The sequence below is a fragment of the Desulfococcus sp. genome, from assembly GCF_041737845.1.
GTDB lineage: Bacteria > Desulfobacterota > Desulfobacteria > Desulfobacterales > Desulfococcaceae > Desulfococcus.
In genome coordinates this window covers 1-22,823 of sequence record NZ_JBGSQX010000003.1, presented here as the reverse complement: position 1 = coordinate 22,823, position 22,823 = coordinate 1, and the positions used below count along the sequence as shown (strand labels likewise).

Sequence of the window (22,823 nt, the reverse complement as noted above, 5' to 3'; positions counted from 1 at the left end):
CTCGGGCACTTCGACGGGCCGACCGTTAATGTATATCTCTACCATGATCAATTCCTCTCCACTGCTTCGAATTTGCAGGCCTCAAAGCACAGGCCGCAGTTGATGCACCGGGTTTTATCGATGGCGTAGCCATGCTCGCGGTCTCCCGATATCGCTTTTTCCGGGCACGTGCGCGCACACAGGCCGCACTTTTTGCATTTGTTTTTGACGATAAAGAAATCAAGCAGGGCCGTGCATTTCTTTGCAGGACAGCGGTGATTGACAATATGCTCGCGGTACTCGTCCTCGAAATACTTCAGCGTCGAGAGCACGGGGTTTGCCGCTGTCTGTCCCAGACCGCACAGCGAGGCCTTTTGCATGGCCTTTGAAATACGCCGCATCCGGTCAAGATCTTCAAGCGTGCCGCGGCCCTCGGAGATGCCCTCCAGTATATGCAGCAGCTGCCAGCCCCCGATGCGGCAGGGCGCGCACTTGCCGCAGGATTCGTCAACGCAGAACTTCAGATAGAATTTGGCGATATCAACCATGCAGTCATGTTCGTCCATGACGATAAGGCCGCCCGAGCCCATAATGGAGCCCAGCTTCTGCAGATTGTCATAGTCGACGCCCGTGTCGAGTAACTGCTCAGGTATGACGCCACCCGACGGGCCGCCGGTCTGCACGGCTTTAAATTTAGCGCCCGCGGCAGGGCCGCCGCCGATTTCATACACGATATCCCGCAGCGTCGTGCCCATGGGAACTTCGATGAGTCCGGAGTTTTTTACCTTGCCGGTAACGGCAAAAACCTTGGTGCCTTTTGAATTGTCAGTGCCGAATTTTGCAAACCATGCCCCCCCGTTTAAAATGATGGGGGCGATATTTGCCAGGGTCTCGACATTGTTGATGACCGTTGAGCTGCCCCACAGGCCCTTGACCGAGGGGTAGGGCGGCCGGGGGCAGGGGGTGCCGCGCTTGCCCTCGATGGAGGCGATGAGCGCCGTTTCCTCGCCGCAGACAAAAGCGCCGGCGCCCTGATAGATCTCGATGTCGAAGTTCATGCCGGTGCCAAAGATGTCATCCCCAAGCAGCCCGTAGGCCTTGGCCTGCGCGATGGCGATTTCCAGGCGTTTGATGGCCAGGGGATATTCGGTCCGGGCATAAATGTACCCTTTGCTGGCGTTGATGGCCCGGGCCGCGATGAGCATCCCCTCGAGCACCGCGTGGGGGTCTGCCTCCAGGATGCTCCGGTCCATGAAGGCCCCCGGGTCGCCTTCGTCGGCGTTGCAGAGAACATACTTGACGGTGCCGGGGCTTTTGCTGGCGAAATCCCATTTCATGCCGGTAGGGAACCCGGCGCCGCCCCGTCCGCGGAGCCCGGAGATGATCATCTGCTGGACGATTTCCTCGGGGGCCATCTTATTGAGCGCCTTGTGGGCGCCCTGATAACCGTCCCGTGCAATATAGTCGACGATCTGCTCCGGATCGATCAAGCCCTTGTTTCTGAGCGCCCGAGGCATCTGATGGGCGAAAAAGGGGATCTCGTTCTGGAGGGGAATCCGCTTCTTGGTGGCGGGGTCCTTGTACATCAGCTTCTCGATGGGCTTTCCATCGATGAAATGCTCCTTGACCATCCCGGGGATATCATCCACGGTGAGTTTCTGATAGAAGATACCGTCAGGATGGACCACGAGAATCGGCCCCATGGCGCAGAAGCCGTTGCACCCCGTCTCGACGACTTTGATCCTTTCCGAAAGACCCTGCGCCGTGATCTCTTCTTTGAGCACGCGCATGACGGCGATGCTTCCGGTGGCATGGCACCCGGTTCCTCCGCAGATGAGCAGATGCTTGACTTCCGGCGAATTGAGTTCGCCCTCGTGCTCTTTCTTTATCCGTTTCAGATCATCTATGGTCAACTTTGCCATATTTTTCTCCCCTTAAACTATTACCTCGGTTGCAGCTCCGGCGATTACCAGGACCCGTCAAGCCCCCTGAGACCGTTCATGTATAGACGACCACTTGAGACAAACATGGAATAATCTGTCATCAATATCGGCAGGTCATAGGAACGCGCCAGCTCCAGGATCGACTCCTTCGGCCTCTTCCCCCGGACGAAGACCACCGCCCCGACCTCCGCGATTCTGGCGGTTCGGACCACCTGATCTGAATTGAGACCCGTCAACAGCACCGATCCCTTGGCCACCGCGGAAAGGATGTCGTCCATCAGGTCCGCGCCGCCGCCGCCGAAGACGGTGCGATCCATGTGCTCCTCGCCCGTGAGGCATTCCGCGTTCAATATGTCTTTTATTTCAGAAAGCTTCATCTATTGTTACCAATCACCCCTCTTTTGAAGGAATACAGCGCCTTGGAAGGGCATTATTCATATCTTAAAAGGATATCCAGCACCGTGTCCGCCTTGACGGCGCCGTGAACATCCTCGCCGATGACCATGACCGGCGCAAGCCCGCAGGCGCCCAGACATCGAACGGATTCCAGCGAAAAGCACCTGTCGGCGGTGGTGCAGCCTTCCGACAGCTTGTACTGGTTGCTGATGCGGCTGATCACCTCGCGGATGCCCTTGACATAGCATGCGGTTCCCGTGCAGACCTTGATCACATGGCGCCCCTTGGGCTCCAGGGAGAAAAGGGAATAAAAGGAGGCCACGCCGAAAACGTCGCTCCTCGGCAGATTCAGCCCGAGGCTGATATAGTCCATCAGGGGTGCCGGCAGGTACCCCACGGCATTCTGGCTTTTCCGCAGCACCGCGATGATGCAACCGGGCTGTCCTCGATTCTCATCGATGATCCTATCGACTTGATTCCACATTTCATCACTAATATCTGGGTGTTCTGGACGTTGTAACTCGAGCATGCTCTAATCTCCCAAAATATTAAATGTTTTTAAAAAAACCATATCGAATCTCACCAAGATATTTTCACCAGACGGCACCATTTCATATTAATCAAGAAAAGTCAATCACATCGCTTCCAATTTGAAGGATTGACGGAACCCGCTGTCTCGACTATAGGAAGAGTCGTTTTCATGGAAAAAACAGCCCTTTTTCGCCAGCCGGTAAGCAGATTTCATGCCAGATTTCCGGCAAGGCGGAGCATCCCCCGGTTCACCCGCAGGCGGGAGGCAGCCCGGCTCAGGATCTTCATCGGGAAGGAATACATCGACAATTCAACAGTAGAGGCAACGCCATGTCCCAGTACCGACAAATGGTCAACAACGCCGTCGATTTTCTTGAAAAACGGATCGGGATCCGGCCCCGGGTCGGCATCCTGACCGGCACGGGGCTGGGGGAAAGCGCCGGAGGGCTCACCGTACGGGAGGCCTTCGACTACAGCGACATCCCCCACTTTCCCGTCTCCACGGTCGAGGGCCACCGGGGGCGCCTCCTGTTCGGGGATTCGGGCGGCATGCCGGTGACGGTGATGCAGGGGAGGATCCATCTCTACGAAGGATATACGCCCCTGCAGGTGACTTTTCCCATCCGGGTCATGCGGCGCCTGGGCGTCACCACCCTGATCCTCTCCAACGCGGCCGGCGGTTTCGATCCGGCCTTCGTTCCCGGCGACATCATGATCATCACCGATCACATCAACCTGACCGGCGCCAATGCCCTCATGGGCCCCAACGAGGCGGACTGGGGAATCCGGTTCCCCGATATGAACCACGTCTACGACCCCGCCCTCCGCGCCCTGGCCCGGGAGGCGGCGGGACAATGCCGGATTCCGCTTCGCGAGGGCGTCTACGCCGGCCTCACCGGGCCGTCCCTGGAGACGCCCGCGGAGGTCCGCTATCTGAAGATCATCGGGGCCGACGCCGTGGGGTTTTCGACGGTCCAGGAGGCCATCGTCGCCGTCCACGCGGGCATGCGGGTACTGGGGCTCTCCATCATCACCAACGTCAACGATCCCGACCGGCCGGTGCCCGCGACGGTGGAGGAGATCATCGCCGTGGCCAACCGGGCGGCCCCCGCGCTGGAGCGCCTCATCCAGACCCTGCTGGAACGGGTGGCCGCCCATGGATAACGCCGCGGACTTTCTCGTCGCCAACGGCCGGGTCCTGACCATGGACCCCGATGACCGGACCATTGAAAACGGGGCCGTGGCCGTCCGGGGGGAACGAATCGTGGCCGCAGGCAGTGCCGCTTCCTTCACCGGCTGGCGGATCGGCCGCACCGTGGACGCCCGCGGCGGCATCATCCTGCCCGGGCTGGTCAACACACACACCCACGCGGCCATGACCTGCCTCCGGGGGATCGCCGACGACCTCCCCCTGATGACCTGGCTCAACGACCACATCTTTCCGGCCGAGGCAACCCTCGACCGGGACAAGGTCGGCGCCGGAACCACCCTGGCCTGCGCGGAGATGATCCTGTCGGGGACCACCTGCTTCTGCGACATGTACCTTTTCGAGGATGCGGTGGCCGAGTCGGCCCGCCGGGCCGGCATGCGGGCCGTGGTCGGAGAGGTGCTCTTCGACTTTCCCTCCCCGGCCTACGGCCCCCTCGATAAAGGCTTTGAGGCCACCCAGGCCCTCATCGACCGCTGGCGGGGGGACCCGCTGATCCGCGTCGCCGTGGAGCCTCACTCCCCCTATCTCTGCGCCCCGGACCTCATGCGGCGGGCCCGGGACATGGCCCTGGAAAACGACTGTCTGCTCATCACCCACCTGTCGGAGACCCGGAGCGAGGTCTCCCGGATCCGGGAGAGATACGGCCGAACCCCCGTGGGCCACCTGGAAAAGATGGGCCTTCTGTGCGACCGTCTCCTGGCCTGTCACTGCGTGGTGCTGACCGAGGCGGACACGGCCCTCCTGGCCAGCCGCGGCGTCAAGGTCGCCCACAACCCCGAAAGCAACATGAAGCTGGCATCGGGCATCGCCCCCATTCCCGAACTCCTTGCGGCAGGCGTTTGCGTGGGCCTGGGCACCGACGGATGCTCCAGCAACAACGATCTCGACATGTTCCTCGAAATGGGGACGGCAGCAAAACTGCACAAGGCGGCGACCCTGGACCCCACGGTCATGGATGCCCGGACCGTCCTCCGGATGGCCACCATCGAGGGCGCGCGCGCCCTGGGGCTGGATGAGATCACCGGCTCCATCGAGCCGGGAAAACAGGCCGACATCATCGTCATCGACACCGACCGCCCCCACCTCAAGCCCATGTACCGGCCGGAATCCCATCTGGTCTATGCCGCGCGCGGCAGCGACACGGCCATCGTCATGATCGGCGGCCGGGTCGTCCTGGAGAACGGCAGCCTTCTCACCATCGATGTTGAAAAGGCCATCCACGACGTCAATCGGATCGCCGATAGCCTGAAACGCCGCTCCCCCGCCTGAGTTCCTCCACACCATCTTAGGCGAGGCCGATGGCTGCGGCTGCGGTCATTCCCTCTCGAAGGCCAGGGCCGCCCAGTCCTTTTCCTCGGCCTGCCACCGGCATTCCAGGCCGCAGGCGGCATATTCCTCCCGGAGGGGCCGGACCTCACCGGACCGGATGCCCGAGACGACCCATGCGGCCCGGGGGGCCGAGAGCCGCAGCATCTCCGTCAAGATCCGCCTCAGGGTGGGGAACCTCAGGTTGGCGGTGATCAGGGCGAACGTTCCGCGAATCTCCCCGATGGGCACGGCCCCGATGGAGAGCCTTTCGGACAGGCCGTTCAGGGCCGCGTTCCGCTTCGCCTCATCCACGGCGCAGGGGTCGATGTCCACGCCGACCCCCCGCCGGATGCCCAGCATCAGCGCAGCGATGGCCAGGATGCCCGACCCGGTGCCCACATCCAGGGCGGCGGCATCCGGCATGCCCTCTATCAGGCCCAGCTCGGTCAGGGCCATATCGATGCCCCGGACCGACAGGCGGGTGGTGGGGTGCTGCCCGGTGCCGAAGGACGCCCCGTGTGCCAGGCGGACGACGACATCGCCTGCCCGGGGCGTATAGGCGGTGCCCGCCGGCTTCACGACCACATGGGGGGAAAGGCGGACCGGACGGTCGAAGGAGGGTTCGATGATCGTATGGCCGTGCTGCTCCCGGTAGGCCAGCTCGCCGGCCGCCACCAGTCTGCCGACGGCCGACCGGGCCCACCTTCGGCTCCGGCCGAAAGCCGCAGCCAGGAGGCCCGCGAGAACCCGGGGCGTCACGCCGTCGACCCGGTCTTCCAGGATGCGAAGGGCCGCCGCCCCGATGTCGGATTGAATATCGGATGGGTTGTTGGAAGGGGTCTTCATGATCCGCCGGCAAAGGGCGTCACCGCCCGACCGCGCCTCACGATCCGCCGAAAAGGCGCCGGTAATTGGCGAAGAGCCGGGGATGCACCCGGGAGAACCGGTCGAAATCGGCGGTGATCTCCATGCCCGGAACAATGGCCCGGACCACGGGCAGGCCGACATCCCGACGGGTGAGATCGATGTAGACCGGCCGAAATCCCCATTCCTCAAGGAGGGTTTCCAGGAGCAGCAGATCGGCCGCGCTGTTGCCCAGGCTGTAATCGGGCAGGTTTTCCAGGGGCACGCGGACCAGCCCGTGGAGGCCGGTCCCGGACGGCGGGCCGTAGGGGAAGGCATACGGCGTTTCGGTCATGGCGGAGAGCAGGGCACGCCGGGCGTCCAGGTGGCAGCCCGTGCCCTTCACGATGCCGCCCCCCATCTCCCGGACGAAGCACTTGCAGCAGGGCACGCCCATTTTCGAGGTGAGGTCCTGAAACTGAACGTGAATCCCCAGCTCGCGGTACTGATCGAGGAGCTTCCCCACCCGGGGGTCGGTCGTCTCGACGGTGAAGGACAGGGAGGGATGGAAGGGCGTCACCCCATCGTGGTCCCGCTCGATGATCTCGTAGAGCGCGGCAAGCCTGGCTTCGGCCATGGTGTTGCCCGATGCGAGTCCGGTCGATCCCAGAGCCGAAAAGAGCTTGACCTCGTCCATATTAAAAAAGAGAAAGACGCACTGGGCCGGAACCCACACCGTCACGGCTCCCGAAGGCCCCGTCCCCTCGCCCTCGATCCAGTACAGGGGCTCGTCTGAATACGGGGCCTCCAAGGCCAGGCGGTTGGGATCCACCGCCGGGATGCCGGCCCGCAGGAGTTCGGAATACCGGGCGTGCGTCAGGGGATACTCCCGGGTATAACCAATCACGCCGTCCGGGCTGACCGAGGCAAAGGAAGCGCACCGCTCGATCATCTCCATGGCCAGGGAGGCCTGGGCCGCGGGCAGGTCAAGCCCCCGGCCGTAAGAATTCTGGATTCCCCGGACCCGGTAATCGTGGCGCCCGTTCCGGACGCTGAAATCGACCCGCCATTGGCGGAGCAGGGCAATGGGGCTGAGGGAGGCGACATGGCGCTGGACCTCGCCCGCCAGGATCCCCAGGCGGTCGAGCTTTTCCAGGGCGACGCGGGTGGTTTCCTCAAGGGGCGGCCGGGGCGGCGCCTCGGGGAGACCCGCGGCGAGGATCCGGTCCCGGATCGCCGCAATGCCCGGGCGCGCTGCGTCCGCATGGGAGAGTACCGCTTCCGCAAACGGGGCCGCAAGGTCGGTTTTTTCCGGCGGCGGCAGCATGCGGTGATCATTGAGGTTGCCCCGGAACAGGTCGATCCAGCGGGAATGGAGGGCCTGGTCGTCGGCCAGATGGGATTTGAGATAGATGAACGGGGTGCCGCCTGCGGCCCGCATGACCTTTTCCGGCCGCAGGGATTTTCCGAGGGATTCAAAATGATCATATAATAGAATCGCCTCGTAGAAAAGCGCCCGAAGGAAGGTGTCGGCCGCGGATGTCTCCCGCAGGCGCGCCGCCAGGTGTTCCGGGTCCCACAGGCAAATCCGCTTGAGGAGATGGCGGCGCATGAAGGCGTCGTTGGGAGATGCCCTGAGCGCGTCGAGGCAGGCCGCGTCATCCATCTCCTCCGGGGGCGTGCACGTAAAATAGCCGGTGCCCGCACCGGTTTCCGTGAGCACCAACCGGTAGTCGATGGCGCCGGCCGGAAGTCCGGCCGCCTCAGTCATCGTTTCCCGTTTTTCCGGGGTCGCTTCCCGCCGCTTGCTCCGCGCCGTCTTCTTCACCCGCTTCGTCACCCTCATCCTCGTCGGCCGGCTTCGGCTGGAAGATCTTGGCGCCGATGATGCTGATCTCGTAAAGGACCATCAGGGGCGCGGCCATCATGACCTGGCTGATGACATCCGGCGGCGTGATAATGGCGGCCACGATGAAAATGATCAGGATCGCATACTTCCGGTTCTTTTTCAGAAAATCGACGGTGACGAGCCCCATGCGGGCCATGCCCGTCAGCACCAGCGGCAGCTCGAAGGCCAGGCCGAAGGCGATCAGGAGCTTGGAAGAGAAGGAGAGGTATTCCTTCATCGAGGGCAGTGCCTGGATCTTCTCGTTGGTGAACCCGAGAAAGAACTCAAACCCGATGGGAAAAACGAAAAAATATCCGAAGAGGGCCCCGCCGACAAAAAAGAAGGTGGAGAGAATCACGATGGGCAGCAGAAACTTCCGCTCCTTCCGGTAGAGCCCGGGCGCCACGAACATCCAGAACTGGTAGAGGATCACCGGGGATGCCGCCATGATCCCCGCCAGGAAGGCCACCTTGAGGTAGGTGAAAAAGGCCTCGGGGAGGCCGGTGTAAATGAGGGTGTCGCCCTGGCCCATCACCTTGACGAGCGGCCGCATCAAGATCTCGAAGATCCTGTCTTTGAAGCCGTAAGCGACCAGGAACCCGACGCCCACGGCGATGAAGGACTTGATCAGGCGCTCCCGGAGCTCCTCGAGGTGGGAGGTGAAGGGCATCCTTTCTTCATCGTCGGCCGGGGGGGCGTCGGGAGTCCGGTCGTCGTTATCAAGCGTCATCTTTTGCCGCCCCTTCCTTCTCCGGCTTTTGTTTCAGTCCGTCGAGGACATCCGCCTCATACTCTACCAAGGAGTCGGGATCCATGGGCGGTCCCGGGGGCGCAGAAGCCGCATCCGGCGGCGGGGGATCCGCCTTGGCTTCTTCTGTTTCGGATTTGGTTTTCAAGGGGGTCGCCTCCATGGAGGTTTTCAGGCTCCGGTCCATGTCCTTGAAGGTCTTCTTGATGTCCGTAACGTCGGTGTCGACTTCGAGGGAGGATTTGAGTTCGGCGGTCGCCCGCTTGAATTCGATCATGGCCCGCCCCAGCGACTTGGCCAGGTCCGGCAGTTTCTTGGGGCCGATCACGATGAGCGCGATGGCCAGAACCAGTAATACCTCGGTCATTCCCATGCCAAACATACGATGCCCTCTCTCCACGATCTTAATTTCATTAAAACAAACCCTGCAAGGCGGTTAGTTCTACTGGTTTTGGCGCGGGGTGTCAAGGGGAAGGGGAAAGGCTTGAGGCTGAAGGCTGAAGGCTGAAGGGAGGAAAGAAATGGCCTTTTGTCCCGGGTTTTCAGATCAATAAGGCAAAATAAAAAATATTATAGGCTTTCTCTAAAGTTTTTTCCGGGCCTGCCGATAACCCTAACTAAAGCGGGAATCAAATCCCAACCCAAACCCGGCAAGAAATGCCGAAACCCAACTCCAGAAAGGAATAACACCATGGCACTCAGCAACGTATCCCTGACCGCGGGAATGAGAAACAACCTCCTCGGAATGCAGTCCACCTCGAGACTGATGGACACCACCTCCACGCGCCTCGGCACGGGCAGAAAGGTCAACTCCGCCCTCGACAACGCCTCCGCCTATTTCGCCTCCCAGGCCCACATGCAGCGGGCCAACGACTTCGCCAACCGCAAGGACGGCATGAGCGAGGCGATCCAGACCGTAAAGGCCGCCGACGCCGGCATCCGGGGCGTCACCTCCCTGGTCGAACAGCTCAAGGGTATCGTCGCCTCCTCGGAAGGCGCCGACGCCGATGAGATTACGGCAAACGATACGATGATCGCCGAAATCGTGACCCAGATCGACGCCCTGATCGCGGACTCGAACTACAAGGGGACCAACCTCCTCGACGGTGTAGCCGCCCTCACGGTCTATTTCAACGAAGACGGCACCAACAGCATGGACGTGGCCACCACGGATGTTCAGGCGGCGACCCTTGGTATCGACAGCCTCGATATCAGCGATTCAGCAAACGTCGCGACATCCCTTGAGAGCATCCAGACCGCCCTCGACACCCTGCGCACCACCTCCCAGACCCTCTCTGCCAACCTGGGCGTCATCACGGCCCGACAGGAGTTCACCTCCAATATGATGAACACCCTCCAGATCGGCTCGGACAACCTCATCCTGGCCGACCTCAACGAAGAAGGCGCCAACATGCTGGCTCTCCAGACCCAGCAGCAGCTCTCCACCTCCGCCCTGAGCCTCTCCTCTCAGGCGGCCCAAGCCGTCCTCCGGCTGTTCTAATATACCTCCTCCTGGCAGGGGGGCCTCCCAAGGCCCCCCGTTCTCTTTATGAAAAGGATGGACGACACCTATGGCGCTTAAAATCACGCTGAAACCCGGGGAACGAATGATCATCGGCGGGGCGGTCATCACCAACGGCGACAAGCCCACGGAATTCGTCATCGAAAACCGGGTGCCCGTCCTGCGGCAGAAGGACGTCATGAACGAGGACGAGGCCGATTCGCCCTGCCGCCGAATCTATTTCGCCATTCAGCTCATGTATGTGGACCCCGCGAACCTGTCCGAATACTGGCGGCTGTTTCTGCAGCTCGCCCGGGAGATCGGGATCGCGGCGCCGAGCACCATGCCCCTCTTGGACGGCATCGGCGAGGATATCGCCAGCGCAAGGTATTACCGGGCGCTCAAGAAGACCAAGATCCTCATCAACTATGAAAAGGAACTGACGGAGAATGTACGCAAATCCGCTTAACGCCTACCAGAAGACCGCCAAAAACACCATGTCGGGCCGTGAACTCGAGGCCCATGCACTGACAAGCGCCGCCATGAAGCTCAAGGAATTTCAGATGAACTGGGACCCAGACACCGAGAGCGGGTACCCGGAGCTGGCCGGCGCGGTCAAGCACAACCAGAAGCTCTGGAGCATTCTCCAGGCGGAGCTGTCGACGGACGATCATCCCCTGCCGACCGCACTCCGGGAGCGTCTGCTCTCCGTCAGCCTGTTCGTGGACAAGCGTTCATTCGATATCCTGGCCCATCCATCGCCGGAGAAGATCAAATCCCTCGTCGACATCAACCTCGCCATCGCCGCCGGCTTGAGAGGCGCGCCCGCCATGGCGGCCTGACATCCAAGCCTGACATCCAAGGATCCATCTGCGTGATCTTCATATAAACGCCTTCCGATACATTCCATCACCCAATATCAAACATTGCACAGCGCCAAGGGCAGGCCGGGGGCCTGCCCCTACGGGCCTGCATGCGAACATTTAAGGTCTAGAGGACCGCTGTCTCCCCGTTGCCGATGTTTGCCAGCAGATCGAGGGACTGGCGTTTTTCCGAACGGAACCGGTTCCGGAGGGCGGATGCCAGTTCGGGCGCGTGGCGGTCGGCCGTTTCGGCCCTGAGGGCATAAACCTGTTCGATGATCGCGGCATCCGACGGATCGTCTCCCCCGCTCCGGAGCCTCTCCATGGCGGACCCGAATATGCGGGCCGCGCCGTCGGGGCCGTGCTGGACCGCCGTGCTCCACAGCACCTCCCGCAGGGCCTCGGACCGATCCCCCGGCCGGATCCCTTCGCTCCCGGCGATTTTCCGCTCGGCCGGCCGGTAGTGGGTGTCCTCGATGAAGGCGTGCTGAAGCCCGGTGAACCGCTCCGGATCCTCCGAGGCGATCTCCCGCCACACCCGCGGCATCCCGCCGCCCCTGCCGCCGGTATTCGCTTCTCCCGCGGCCCGGAGGCGTTCGGCCCACGCAGGTTCCTCTCCGGCCAGAAAATCGATGAACCGGTCCATGGTTCCCGGTTTTGAGGCGATCTGGTAGACCCCGTAAGAGGTGCCGCCGCCGGGGTCGTATCCGATGGCGTCGGCCCCGGCGGCCCCCGACTCGAAGGCCGCGGAAAGCGATCCCAAGCCCGCCCTTGTTTGAAGACCGCCGCCGTCCGGATATCGAGCCTCCGATATCCTTTCCGGCACCTCAGCCGAAGGCGCCGCCCCATTTCCTGAATCGAGACCGGAAAGCACCGGGTCCGAGCCGGCGAACGAAGCGTTGCGCGCGGCAGCTTTCCCCGCCAGGCCCGTTGTCATGTACTTGGAGAGCAGGATTCCCCACATTCCGGGGTCATCCGCCCCGGAAGGGCGCGAAACGTCGGGAGCCTTTCCCGTTTCGCCGTTTCCGACCGCGGTGAGGAGGGTTTCAAATATCCCCCCCGCGGCTGAATCGGTTTGCGGTTGCCGGGCGTGGGCAGTAGTGCCGACCTTGTTGGCCATGGCCTGGGCCATGGTGGGAATCGCCAGGTGTGCCATGATGGTTTCTCCGTCTGGAAATCGATGATTTGTGAGGGCATCAATTGAATGCAAATCACGCCAAAGCGTCCGGCCCTGAAGGACCCGAACGAACTATAGCAAGCTTAGCAAGAAGCGTACCATATTTATCCGCACCGGCGGCCCCAAATCCATCGGCCTTTGGGAAGGGGCGACGCGTTGGGGGAGTCGTCCTGCCCCCCTCCGGCCCATGCGTCAAGGGAATGACGCCGGGTCAGGGTTCCGTCCTGCCCGGAGCGGGCCGGTCCAGGCATTTGACGATGGCGTAGATGATTCCCGTCGCGCCGCCCAGGAAGACGGCGCCGACCTGGCAGAGCCGGATCTGGTCGATGGGAACCTCGCCGCCCGTGGACCCCGACAGGAAATACCGGACGATCAGGGGGAGAAAGACGATGCCGATCAGGAGATTGATGGGCTGGAAAATGAGATTGATCCTGGAAAAGGTGAGCAGGAAGTTCCGGACGATCTGAAGGTTGGCCAGTATTTCGAGTTTCGCCCCGGCCTTGCCTATCTTTTCTGAAATCTCCCTGCACGCTGCCATCGCCTTCTGCAAGGCGCCGGCCTGTTCATGGCGGACATCCTTCCGGACGGCGTCGATCGCCCCCCGGATCCATTTCAACTCGGCATGGAGCGGCCTCGTCCCGTTATCGCTGGAAAGGGTTTTGACCGTGTCGAAGAGGGCGAGGCACCGTTCATCCAGTTCTGCAAGCAGTTGGTAAATGTATTCCTGCCGTTTTCGGATTTCACGCTGGACCCTGGCGCCGACGGCCGAAACCGAATGGCAGGCGTCCAGGTATCCGAAATAACTTTCTGAGGCAAACAGCGCCTCGGCTTTTATCCACAGGGACGTCATTTCCACGACGACACGGTCATCCTCCCCCAGGATGGCTTTCATCCGCTCAAGTTCGGTTTGGGCTGTCCGGACCCCTGCCTCGGCGGCATCCCGGGCCTGATCGTAGAGCAGACCGAGCTTCCTGCCGATGACGCGGTGAAAGGGCGAAAGCTCCGGAGCGATCTGAGCGCGGACAAAATACCTGCGGTCGCCGTGGATCAAACCGAGGATCTTCTCCAGGGCACGGCCCTCTTCGCCCCGCCTCAGGCAGAAGACCGCCGACTGGTAGACGGCGTCGAGACACCGGGTATCGATAGAAAAAATCTCATCGAGGTGCTTTTCGGCGTCCAGCAGGCGGTCATCCATCATCAATATGCGGAAGATCAGAAAATGAATGAATATCCGCTGCGGCGCCGTGACGGCGTAACCGAGTGCCCTGCCGAATGCATCGGCGGCCGGGCCCGGGGCGTTCTGCTCGATATGCAGATACCCCCGGATGCAATGGAGCCAGAAATCATGGGGCGTGCTTTCGAGCGCTTTATCGAGGATCTCCGCCGCCTGGGGATGATTCGAACTCCTCAGGCAGTCGAAGGCGAGCCAGGCCCAGCCGCCTTTCCGGCGGGTTTTGCCGGACCTGCCGCCGCCGATTTTATCCCAGCTTTCCGCTTCGGTCCCCCAGAGCCGGGCAAAGAACCGGAGCTGGTGGATGTACAACAGTTCCATCGCACCTTCGACGGCCGTATCATGGGAGACGGCCGCATGGGCCGAATGGGTCTTGGCATACTCCCCCCGCGCTCCCATGAGATATCCGAAAAAAAGCGCGTTCAGTCCGGAAAGAGAGAGGTATCCAAGACTTTCCAAAGCGGTGTGTCTGCCGTCCAGGAGCTTGGAGGGGCAGTTCATGCTGGCATGCCGTCCGAGACCGCAGTAGAAGCAGGGCGGGTGGGTTCCCTGGACAATGGCTGCCCCGAACAGGAAGGATGCGCCGCCCGGCCTCCGATCTCTTTTCTTGTCGGCCAGCCGGTAAAATTTTCCCGAGGGGTGCGCCTCGAAGGTCAACGCCGCCTTTTCGCGGCATCGATTGTAGGCGGCATGGGAAAAAAAGATCTCGCCGGGTTCGAGATCCGACCAGTTGATGTCGGATTCACGGCTTTCGGCGCCGTCAGGGGGGAACCAGACGCCGGCATCAACGATCACCAGGACCGGGACGAAGGGCGATAGGTCCGCCCGCTCGTGATTTCTGAGGAATTGAAGGAGATTCCGGGCCTTGTTGACGGACCGGGATAACCCGCCCGTGGCGAAGAGGACGGATCGGTCGGAAAACACCCGTTTTTCGGGCAGCGGATGCCTGCCCTTCGATGGCTTATCCGAGATCAGTTCCTCCCAGATTTCTCGGAAACCGGGATCGGCCATTCGCCACAGGGGCCGGATATAGAGGGTCGTGGACGGGAGCGTCACCGATGCCGGGACGTCGGGCAGCTCCTCCGGAGGGGGGGTCATCTGATAGGCGTTCTTAACGGGAATGGCTTGGTGGGGATTCTCGGTCATGGGCGGGTCCCTGCGGCGGAGATCATGTTGGCGAATTTCTCCGCGTTCCGGCGCATGAGCTCGGCGGCCGGCAATGCGGCGGCGCCGCTTGTCTGGAGAATGATCCAGTCGTCGGCGGCGATCGGATCGGAAACCTCCGTGGCCGCCGCCTCCCACAAGACCCGGGGGATGGGCTCCCGCAGGTCCGTGACCCGAATCTCCTGGTCGACCCGTGACGGCATCAGTTCACTGCCCTCGAAATAGTAGCGGATCTCTCCCGTGATAACCTGGCCGCAGTTGTCGCAGAGGTCGCTCCGGACCGCGTCGGAACAGCCTCCACCCGGAAAAACGTCCGGCCGGATCTCAGAGGGGATCCCCTTTATGAGAAGCTCCCGGTGGAGGAGGACGGCGGCGAAACCTCCCATGCCGGGCGCGGTATCGGGCGAAGCGAACCCGAGCACGCAGACGAGGGGCGTTTCCGAATACCCGGCAGGCGGGGCCGCATGGATTTTTTCAGGCAGCCCCGGCTCGAAGATGGTCTGATGCTGGGGATAGGCGCAACCGAAAACCATTCCCGCGGCCGCAAGCCAGCAAATCAGCGTGCGGGCGATTCGGCGGCACATACTACTGAAGAAAATCCAGAAGGGTGGGCTGAATCACCCTGGAGGCGGTCTGCAGGGCCGTCTCGTAGGCAGTCTCCTGCAGTTTCATTTCCACGATGGCCGCGGAGACGTCGGCGTCCTCGGCGTCGGCCAGGACCGTCGCCAACCTGGGTCGGATGCCCTCCAGGAAATTCCTTGCGGACCCCATGCGGGAAAGCCGGGCCGCATTCCCGGCGCGGATTTCCTTCACCTGGTTGACGGCGTCGAGGATCGTGGCCGCCGTCTCCTCCGTCACCGCCGACGGGTCGAAGGGGTCCTGCCGGTAGGCGGCCTCCAGTTCATCAAGGGCAGCGAAGAGCGCCACCCGGCCGTCGGGACCGACGGCAAAGAGTTCGCTGCCGGGGGTGTTGATCTTCATGTCCATGCCTTTCCCGATGATGATGGAAGCTTCCCCGGCGTCTCCTGCATAGGTGTTGTCATCAGGGAAGGGCGGCTCATCCGTGAGGTGGCCGGCGAAGAGGTAGCCGCCGCCGTGCCGGCTGTTGGCCAACTGCCGCACCTGCTCCTTAAGGTCCCGGATGTGGTCGGCGGCCGTCGACCGGTCGAGCGGCGACCGGCTCGATGGGTCCGCAGCGAAACCCCAAAGGGTTTCGATAAAACCGTTCATGGTTTCCAGCACGTCTTCCGTCATCTCCATGCGGGTTTCGGCATGGGTGATATTGGTGAGATACTGGTCGGTCGCGGAGATATCCGCCCGGTATTCCAGAATCCTGCCCGCGGTCAGGGGATCGTCCGAAGGCCGCAGGACCTTCTTTCCGGTGGATGCCGTTTCCTGCAGGCTCAAAAGCCGCTCGCTCTGTTTATGCATGTTGGCGCTGACGGCATCCGTCATCATTCGATTGGTGACCCGCATCCGCTTTTCCTCGCTATAGCATGTTGATGACCGTATCCAGGAGTTCATCCGCCACGGTGATCAGCTTTGCCGCGGCCTGATAGGCATTCTGGAACTGGATCAGATTGATCATCTCCTCGTCGAGAGAGACGCCGGAGATCGATTCCCGGTAGGTTTCTAGCTGCGTCATCATCTCCGACTGGTGGAGGGCGCCCTGGGAAGCGCTCCGGGACGCGCTCCCCACCGCGCCGACCAGGGCGCTGTAATATTCGTCAAAGGTGGACCGGCCGTCGTTCATCACCAGGCTGTTTTGCAGGTCCGCCATGGCCAGGGCGTTGCCGTTGCCTCCGGGGAGGGCCTCTCCGGGTCCTGCCGCGGCGATGCGGCTGATGTCGTCCACAAGGTCCGGATGGACATCCATGTCTGCTGCCGAGGTCCCGGTGAAAAAATCGCGGCCCCCAATCCCGTCCAAGCCGGTGCCGTCCCGATGCAGCGTGTTGACCCTTTCCATGAGGGTTTGGGCGAGGTCTTCGAGATCGGCGATATAGCCCTTGAGATCGGTGTCGCGGGTGTCGATCAGGCCCTTCAGCTTGCCGCCGCCGATGGCGACGGGGTTTCCAGCCGCGTCGACGATGCCGCCCGTGGCTGCATCCAGATTCAGGGGCTTTCCATCACCCGGCACGACGGTGTCGATCACCAGCGGCTTCCCGTCTGCGCCGATGCTGACGGATACCATACCGTCGTCCTTTTCAAAGGTTCGGATGTCGGCCAGCTTCGACAGGTCCTTCAAAGCCAGGTCGCGCTGGTCGCGGAATTCATGGGCGGTTCCGCCGCCCATCTCGATCTGGCTGATCTTTCCGTTCAGGTCCGCGACACGCTGGGCAAGGGCTGAAATCTCATCGACGGTGTCCCCGATGCTCCCTGTGATATCTCTCTCAATATCGTCCAGGCTTTCACGGGTGTTCCGGAAATAGGCGCTCATGGCCTGGCCGCGGCCGATGAGCACCGTCCGTTCGGTCATGCCGTCCGGCATATTGGAAAGGTCCTGCCATCCGTTCCAGAATTCGCTCATGGACTGGCCGAGGCCTGCCCCCGAGGCTTCGTTGAGAAGGATCTCCACCCGCCCCAGGACCGCCTCGCGGGCCTCCCAGTTCCCGAGATTCTGATTCTCCCGGTTGATCTGGCCCGTGATGAACCGGTCGTAGACCCGATCGATGCCGGTGGCCGTGACGCCCGAGCCGACGGTCCCCGAATCGGTGTTGTAGACCACGGCCGTTTCCAGGTTGAGACGCTGGCGTGAATATCCCGGCGTGTTGACGTTGGCGATGTTGTGGGAGGTGAGGTTCACCCCCTGCTGATAGGTCAGCAGGGCGGACCTTCCGATCTCTAGGATATTTCCGATTGCGGGCATGTTTTTCTCCGGAGGTTGATAAATGCGTCAAATGGGCGGAGCCGGGGCTGCGTTCAAGTCATATTTTGCCGGAAAAAACCCTTCCCGTCGTCCTGACCGGCTTCAGCTCCCCCGTCCGGTGATAGACCTGGTGGGGTTTTCGGACCCGCTCGAAAAAGGTGATGGCGCCCTGGACGAGTTCGAGGTGATGCTCGATGAGGCCGCGGTTGGTCCGGTTGGCGTCCTGGATCCGCCGGATCAGCGCGGCCAGCTTTTCACCCGCGGCCTTCATCCGCGAGGCATGGGGCTCGGGCAACTGGCCGGCGATGCGGCGGAGTGTCAATCTTTCCCGGCTCCGCCCCAAAATGTCGGAAAAGGCCGCGTGCATCTCGATCCGCTGTTCCTCGATGCTTTGGATCAGCGTGATCAGCGTTTCCTTTTCGGCCAGCGTGCGCGAGAGGGCGACGCGGTCGGCATCGGCGACGGCCCGCTTTTCACGCTGGAGGATTGCGGGCATCCGGGCATAGAGCCCGGCCTCTTCCTCGACGATCCCGATGAACCGGTCCAGCAGCTTTGTTTCCTTGGCATTCATTGTCAGGGGCATGTTATCCGACACCTTCTGTTCCGCGCCGTTCTATTCCACATCATTGAACAGGGACTCCACGATCATGTTTGCGGCGATCCGTTCACTGTCCATCTCATACGTCCCGTTTTGAATCCGGGCGCGGATAGCCTCGACCATCTCCTCGCGGACCTCGGGCTGGGATTTGGCGATGTTGACCGCCTCCCGGATATCCCTGCCCTGGGCCGAGATCATGACCGTATCCTGCCTGGCCGCGTCTTTCATGAATCCGACGGTCTCGGCGCCGTTTTTCCTGTTCCCGGCGTTCTGGACGTATGCCAGGATGTTCAGGCTCGGATCTTTTGCTGATACTTTCATCGGCTGCTTCCTGTCTTGGATGTGATCGTCCGCCGGAATGGATTTCTGCATCATGCCCCTGACCGCCGTCATTTTTCGGGGAATGCCTGGAATCCTTGCCTCCGCGGCGGGCATCCCGTCGGACACTGATCCCGCCTGATGGTGTTATCGGCAGATAGTCCCCATACTTTAGGCCCCGGATCCGAAGATCCCGCCTATTTTTCATCCGACGCCCGGCCGCGGCCTTCGGTCAGCTGCGCCATGAGGATGTCGGCCAAACCGATGCCGCCCCCTTCGGCAAGCTCCCGGGAAAGATGCTGGTGCAGCATGTCGGTGTACATGTTCGCCGCCGTCCCGCCGCCCATAAGGCCGCTTTTGGGGACGGTGGACTGCATCTCCCTGAGAAGATGGTAGATGAACAGCGACTCCATCTCGGCGCAGGCCGTCCGGGTCTTTGCGGCCCCCGCCCCGCCGGGGGCATCTGCTTCTGTCGCCGCACGATGGTTTTTGCCCGCTGCGGAACGCTTTTCATACATGGGCCACGGGTTTTCGGGCAGGTGTTGGATCCGCGTCATATGATCTCCAATTGGGCCTGGAGCGCCCCGGCGGCCTTGATGGCCTGTAAAATGGCGATGAGATCCCGCGGCGTCACGCCGAGGGCGTTGAGGGCCCGGACGACCCCCCCGATGGTAGCCCCGGCGTCCATGAGCATGAGATTGTTGCTGCCCTCCTCCACGGCGATGTCCGTCTCCGGCACCACGACGGTTTCTCCTCTCCTCGAGAATTCCCTCGGCTGGGAGACCGCAGCCCCTTCGGTGATCTGGACGCTCAGGTTGCCGTGGGCCACGGCTACGGCAGATATCCGGACGTCCTGGCCCATGACCACCGTTCCGGTCCTTTCGTTGATGATGACCCTGGCGGCCACGTCGGGATTGACTTCAAGTCCTTCGATGAGGGTCGCAAACCGGACGATGTCTCCGGAATATTCGCCCGCCACCTTCACCTGAACCGTCCCCGGGTCCGCCGCATGGGCGGCGGCGCCGGGAAATCGGTGGTTGATGGCATCGGCGACCCGGGAGCAGGTCGTAAAGTCCGGCTGGCGCAGCATCAGGGTCAGGCCGTCTTTCCCGGAAAAGTCGAAAGGAACCTCCCTTTCGATCACGGCCCCGGCGGGGACCCGCCCCACGGTGAGAAAATTCTTCTGAACCGTTGAGGCATTCCCCTCGACGGCGAAGCCGCCGGTGCTGATCGACCCCTGGGCCACGGCGTACACTTTGCCGTCGACGCCCTTGAGCGGCGTCAGCACCAGGGTTCCGCCCTGGAGGTTCCCGGCGTCGCCGATGGAACTCACGACGACGTCGATCCGGCTCCCGGCCCTGGCGAACGGGGGCAGCACCGCCGTGACCATGACCGAAGCGATGTTCTTGGTTTTGATCTCCTCCGGCGACACCGGTATCCCCATCTTTTCCAGCATGCTCGACACGGCCCGGTTCGTAAACACCGATTTTTTCCCGTCGCCCGTTCCCTCGAGCCCCACGATGAGCCCGTATCCCACAAGCTGGTTCTGGCGAACACCCTGGATGTCGGCCAGGTCCTTGATCCGGGCGGCCCGGGCATCGCTTGCGCCGAGGATCAGAAAAAGCATCAGACACAGGATGACGACGGCCGGGTCGCGCCGGCGCCCGTCGGTTCCCCGCCTGCCATGGATTTCGTTCATGGGTTCACCTGAATGTTTCCCCGGCATGATCCGGCGCCGCCTTCCGATCTCCACGATCCGCCGTGAGGGGTCCGAACCCGCCGGCCGGGATGTCCTGAGGGGATTTAAAAGGGCCATATGGCGTCCAGTGTCCGCATCATCCAGCCGGGCCGCTGGCGATCGTTGATGATCCCCACACCGCTGTAAGCAATCCTGGCGTCCGAAATATCGGTGGACAGGATCGTGTTGGTATGGTCGATATCCTCGGGCCGGACAAATCCGGTGAGGGCGATGAGCTGCTTCTCGTTGTTGACGGACACCTCCCGGGACCCCGCGATCTTCAGGTTCCCGTCCGGAAGGACCGCCACCACCCGGACCGTGATGGTCGCCATCAGCCTGCCGCTGCGGTCGGTGGACCCGTTCCCCTCGAAATCGCTCTTCAGGCTCCCCGACACCTGGGTATAGGGCGTGATATAGTCCTCCAGCGTAAAGAAGTTATCGATGCCCCCCGCAATCGAGGAATTTCTCCCGGTTGTCGTCGTGGCCGAATTCTTGGCGCTGGAGGTCTCGACGATCCTCACGGTAAGAATGTTCCCCACATCCCTGGCCTTGGGGGTGACGAAGAGGGCGAGCATCCGCCCATCCTCCCGCCAGAGGCTCCCGTCCGCAGCCACGTCCTTCACCGGCTGCGGCGCGTTCATGGAGGTTTCGAAGGTCCGGGCGGTTGCGGCCGGCACCGGCGGCTGCGACTGAAGCGAGGGCGCACAGCCCGAAAAAACCATCGACCCGACAAAGGGGCACCAGGCGGCGCAAAACATCATTATGGCCCTGACAGCAGGGTTCCGGACTGAAAACACGCGATTCTCCTCCCTAAAAATTGACCCCGACGGTGTCGGCATCGATGACCCTGGCGTAGACCTCCCGGTCGGAATCGAGGTTCAGGACCCGGACACGATCATTCTGGCGCCCTTTATTTCGGACCTCCCCGAGGGTCACGATGCGGATTTCCTCCGACCGGGCCACAATCGTGACGACATCGCCCCGCTCCACCAGAAAAGGCCGTTCAACCATGTCGAGCCGCATCACCGCTCCAGCCTCGATCCGCCTCCTCGCGATTTTTCCAACGGCGTCCTCGATGCGGGCAAAGGCGTTCGTGGAGACAGCCGCCGTGGAGGCTTTTTCCATGGCGACATCCCGGGCGGTGATGACCGTGCCCTTTGCCAGGGGCCGGACGGCCGTTAGGGCCAAGATCATGCGATGGATCCGCGCATGAACGGTCGCGCGCCTGGCCGGGAGGCCGTCCACGCTGAAGGCGACGGTCACGCGGACGCTGCCGGACAACGCTTCATTCTCGGGCATCTCAAGGGCGTGGGTGACCTTTCCCGCGGGAAGGACGACATCCCTGGCGCCCCGGATCTGAGCAATATCGGCTTCGCCGCCTGCAGATCGGATCCTCTCGCCCAGAAAATCGCGGACCATGGCCTCGATCTCGTTTTTGGAGACCGTGACGGCCGCCCGCTCGCCGGAGGTCGGGATCGCAGCGCGGTCCGCAGCCCAGGCGATCCCCTGCCCCCAGCTCCCGGACGCAAGGGCCGCCGCCGCCAGGACCAGCCGGAGGAGGAGGGTTGACATTTTTTTCGCAAAGGCGTCTCTCATGGCGCTACCGCTTGAGGTTGTTCATGGTCTGGAGCATGTCGTCGGAGGTCTGGATGGCCTTGCTGTTGATTTCATAGGCCCGCTGGGCGGCGATCATATTCACCATCTCGTCCACGACGTTGACGTTGGCCATTTCGAGGAATCCCTGGGAAATGGTTCCAAACCCCTCCTCCCCGGGCTCCCCGACCACGGCATCACCCGATGCCTCCGTCTGGAGATAGAGGTTCCGGCCGATGCTCATCAGCCCCGCGGGGTTGACAAACTTGGCCAGCTCGATCTTGCCGATCTCCGAGGCCTCGGTCTCGCCCGGCTGCACGACGGAAATGGTGCCGTCCGTCTCAATCGATACGGTCATGGTGTCCTGGGGGATGGTGACCTCCGGATCCAGGAGGAAGCCGTCGGGGGTGACCACCCGGCCCTCGCTGTCGACCTTGAAGGACCCCGCCCGGGAATAGGCGACCTCGCCGTTGGGCTGGATGATCTGGAAAAAACCGTCGCCCTCGATGGCCAGGTCGAGCTTGTTGTCGGTATTCTTGTAGTTCCCCTGGGTGAAGAGCTTCTGGGTGGACACCGGCCGAGAGCCGTAGCCCACCTGGATGCCGGTCGGGACCTGGTTCCCCGAGGAGGAGGTGACGCCCGGCATGCGGGACGTCTCGTAGAGCAGGTCCTGGAATTCGGCCCGGGACTTCTTGAAGCCGGTGGTGTTGACGTTGGCGAGGTTGTTCGCGATGACGTCCAGGTTGAGCTGCTGAGCTCGCATGCCCGCGGCGGACGAATAGAGGGCGCGCAACATAGGGTAGGGTGAGGACTAGAGGCTAGGAATTGGACAGTTCGGTGATGGCTTTGCCCATCCGTTCGTCATGGATCTGCACGACGCGCTGGTTCGCCTCGTACGTTCGCATCGCGGTCAGCAGGTTCGCCATTT

25 protein-coding genes are annotated in these 22,823 nt (G+C 62.2%); 5 read left to right on the top strand and 20 right to left on the bottom strand.

The genetic code is table 11. From position 1 onward, the window contains the following. Window positions 1–47 precede the first annotated feature (47 nt). Genes ACEW8N_RS00305 through ACEW8N_RS00295 form a run of 3 tightly spaced genes read right to left on the bottom strand, consistent with a single transcriptional unit; the run spans window position 48 to window position 2,847 of the window. Entirely contained in the window at window positions 48–1,901 is a 1,854-nt protein-coding gene (locus tag ACEW8N_RS00305; protein WP_373497786.1) for an NADH-ubiquinone oxidoreductase-F iron-sulfur binding region domain-containing protein, read from the bottom strand. Window positions 1,902–1,945: 44 nt separating this feature from the next. Continuing rightward, complete coding sequence (locus ACEW8N_RS00300) at window positions 1,946–2,299, bottom strand: DRTGG domain-containing protein (protein ID WP_373497785.1); 354 nt, start codon at window positions 2,297–2,299, stop codon at window positions 1,946–1,948. 53 nt (window positions 2,300–2,352) lie between these two features. Continuing rightward, window positions 2,353–2,847: an NAD(P)H-dependent oxidoreductase subunit E gene (locus ACEW8N_RS00295; RefSeq protein ID WP_373497784.1), complete on the bottom strand. Its 495-nt coding sequence runs from the start codon at window positions 2,845–2,847 to the stop codon at window positions 2,353–2,355. Between the two features lie 332 nt (window positions 2,848–3,179). On the opposite strand from ACEW8N_RS00295, the gene ACEW8N_RS00290 reads away from it, so the two are divergent. Both ACEW8N_RS00290 and ACEW8N_RS00285 read left to right on the top strand, forming a co-directional pair. Next, window positions 3,180–4,013: a purine-nucleoside phosphorylase gene (locus ACEW8N_RS00290; protein WP_373497783.1), complete on the top strand. Its 834-nt coding sequence runs from the start codon at window positions 3,180–3,182 to the stop codon at window positions 4,011–4,013. Next, window positions 4,006–5,328, top strand: coding sequence for an amidohydrolase (locus ACEW8N_RS00285; RefSeq protein ID WP_373497782.1), 1,323 nt, complete (start codon window positions 4,006–4,008; stop codon window positions 5,326–5,328). The genes ACEW8N_RS00290 and ACEW8N_RS00285 overlap by 8 nt, the downstream gene beginning before the upstream one ends. A 45-nt stretch (window positions 5,329–5,373) precedes the next feature. On the opposite strand, the gene ACEW8N_RS00280 is transcribed toward ACEW8N_RS00285, so the two are convergent. From ACEW8N_RS00280 to ACEW8N_RS00265, 4 genes are read right to left on the bottom strand one after another with little or no spacing between them, the layout of a single operon-like run. Then, window positions 5,374–6,213: a 50S ribosomal protein L11 methyltransferase gene (locus ACEW8N_RS00280; RefSeq protein ID WP_373497781.1), complete on the bottom strand. Its 840-nt coding sequence runs from the start codon at window positions 6,211–6,213 to the stop codon at window positions 5,374–5,376. Between the two features lie 37 nt (window positions 6,214–6,250). After that, window positions 6,251–8,050 (bottom strand): YcaO-like family protein, encoded by a 1,800-nt coding sequence (locus tag ACEW8N_RS00275; protein WP_373497780.1) that lies wholly within the window; start codon window positions 8,048–8,050, stop codon window positions 6,251–6,253. Then, a complete protein-coding gene (gene tatC / locus ACEW8N_RS00270) occupies window positions 7,974–8,828 on the bottom strand; it encodes a twin-arginine translocase subunit TatC (protein WP_373497779.1) in 855 nt (284 codons plus the stop codon). Before tatC ends, ACEW8N_RS00275 begins: the two co-directional genes overlap by 77 nt. After that, window positions 8,818–9,213, bottom strand: coding sequence for a twin-arginine translocase TatA/TatE family subunit (locus ACEW8N_RS00265; protein WP_373497778.1), 396 nt, complete (start codon window positions 9,211–9,213; stop codon window positions 8,818–8,820). The genes tatC and ACEW8N_RS00265 overlap by 11 nt, the downstream gene beginning before the upstream one ends. Window positions 9,214–9,537: 324 nt before the next feature. Between ACEW8N_RS00265 and ACEW8N_RS00260 the strand changes: the two genes are divergently transcribed. The 3 genes from ACEW8N_RS00260 (at window position 9,538) to flaF (ending at window position 11,189) form a co-directional block, all read left to right on the top strand. After that, window positions 9,538–10,347, top strand: a complete 810-nt coding sequence (locus tag ACEW8N_RS00260; RefSeq protein WP_373497777.1) for a hypothetical protein — start codon at window positions 9,538–9,540, stop codon at window positions 10,345–10,347. A 70-nt stretch (window positions 10,348–10,417) separates the two neighbouring features. Next, complete coding sequence (locus ACEW8N_RS00255) at window positions 10,418–10,816, top strand: flagellar biosynthesis repressor FlbT (protein ID WP_373497776.1); 399 nt, start codon at window positions 10,418–10,420, stop codon at window positions 10,814–10,816. Then, complete coding sequence (gene flaF, locus ACEW8N_RS00250; RefSeq protein ID WP_373497775.1) at window positions 10,797–11,189, top strand: flagellar biosynthesis regulator FlaF; 393 nt, start codon at window positions 10,797–10,799, stop codon at window positions 11,187–11,189. The genes ACEW8N_RS00255 and flaF overlap by 20 nt, the downstream gene beginning before the upstream one ends. A gap of 148 nt (window positions 11,190–11,337) precedes the next feature. Here the strand turns inward: flaF and ACEW8N_RS00245 are convergent, their stop codons facing one another. The 13 genes from ACEW8N_RS00245 to ACEW8N_RS00185 all read right to left on the bottom strand — a co-directional run bounded on the left by ACEW8N_RS00245 (window position 11,338) and on the right by ACEW8N_RS00185 (window position 22,821). After that, on the bottom strand, window positions 11,338–12,366 hold the full coding sequence (locus tag ACEW8N_RS00245) for a hypothetical protein (RefSeq protein ID WP_373497774.1): 1,029 nt from the start codon (window positions 12,364–12,366) through the stop codon (window positions 11,338–11,340). Window positions 12,367–12,598: 232 nt separating this feature from the next. Next, complete coding sequence (locus tag ACEW8N_RS00240) at window positions 12,599–14,764, bottom strand: tetratricopeptide repeat protein (RefSeq protein WP_373497773.1); 2,166 nt, start codon at window positions 14,762–14,764, stop codon at window positions 12,599–12,601. Further along, window positions 14,761–15,315 (bottom strand): hypothetical protein, encoded by a 555-nt coding sequence (locus ACEW8N_RS00235; protein ID WP_373497772.1) that lies wholly within the window; start codon window positions 15,313–15,315, stop codon window positions 14,761–14,763. The genes ACEW8N_RS00240 and ACEW8N_RS00235 overlap by 4 nt, the downstream gene beginning before the upstream one ends. A gap of 52 nt (window positions 15,316–15,367) precedes the next feature. Continuing rightward, the gene (gene flgL, locus ACEW8N_RS00230; protein ID WP_373497771.1) at window positions 15,368–16,258 is read right to left on the bottom strand and encodes a flagellar hook-associated protein FlgL; all 891 of its coding nucleotides are present in this window, start codon (window positions 16,256–16,258) and stop codon (window positions 15,368–15,370) included. A gap of 13 nt (window positions 16,259–16,271) precedes the next feature. Continuing rightward, a complete protein-coding gene (flgK, locus tag ACEW8N_RS00225) occupies window positions 16,272–17,648 on the bottom strand; it encodes a flagellar hook-associated protein FlgK (RefSeq protein WP_373497770.1) in 1,377 nt (458 codons plus the stop codon). A 58-nt stretch (window positions 17,649–17,706) separates the two neighbouring features. Then, complete coding sequence (locus ACEW8N_RS00220; protein ID WP_373497769.1) at window positions 17,707–18,231, bottom strand: flagellar protein FlgN; 525 nt, start codon at window positions 18,229–18,231, stop codon at window positions 17,707–17,709. 30 nt (window positions 18,232–18,261) lie between these two features. Then, window positions 18,262–18,567, bottom strand: a complete 306-nt coding sequence (flgM, locus tag ACEW8N_RS00215; protein ID WP_373497768.1) for a flagellar biosynthesis anti-sigma factor FlgM — start codon at window positions 18,565–18,567, stop codon at window positions 18,262–18,264. A gap of 194 nt (window positions 18,568–18,761) precedes the next feature. Next, a complete protein-coding gene (locus tag ACEW8N_RS00210; RefSeq protein ID WP_373497767.1) occupies window positions 18,762–19,121 on the bottom strand; it encodes a rod-binding protein in 360 nt (119 codons plus the stop codon). Continuing rightward, a complete protein-coding gene (locus tag ACEW8N_RS00205) occupies window positions 19,118–20,263 on the bottom strand; it encodes a flagellar basal body P-ring protein FlgI (protein ID WP_373497766.1) in 1,146 nt (381 codons plus the stop codon). The genes ACEW8N_RS00210 and ACEW8N_RS00205 overlap by 4 nt, the downstream gene beginning before the upstream one ends. Before the next feature lie 104 nt (window positions 20,264–20,367). Continuing rightward, entirely contained in the window at window positions 20,368–21,099 is a 732-nt protein-coding gene (locus ACEW8N_RS00200; RefSeq protein WP_373497765.1) for a flagellar basal body L-ring protein FlgH, read from the bottom strand. 13 nt (window positions 21,100–21,112) lie between these two features. Then, the gene (gene flgA, locus ACEW8N_RS00195) at window positions 21,113–21,898 is read right to left on the bottom strand and encodes a flagellar basal body P-ring formation chaperone FlgA (RefSeq protein ID WP_373497764.1); all 786 of its coding nucleotides are present in this window, start codon (window positions 21,896–21,898) and stop codon (window positions 21,113–21,115) included. Between the two features lie 4 nt (window positions 21,899–21,902). Continuing rightward, complete coding sequence (flgG, locus tag ACEW8N_RS00190) at window positions 21,903–22,691, bottom strand: flagellar basal-body rod protein FlgG (protein ID WP_373497763.1); 789 nt, start codon at window positions 22,689–22,691, stop codon at window positions 21,903–21,905. A 22-nt stretch (window positions 22,692–22,713) separates the two neighbouring features. Continuing rightward, entirely contained in the window at window positions 22,714–22,821 is a 108-nt protein-coding gene (locus ACEW8N_RS00185) for a flagellar basal body rod C-terminal domain-containing protein (protein WP_373497787.1), read from the bottom strand. Between the last annotated feature and the right edge of the window lie 2 nt (window positions 22,822–22,823).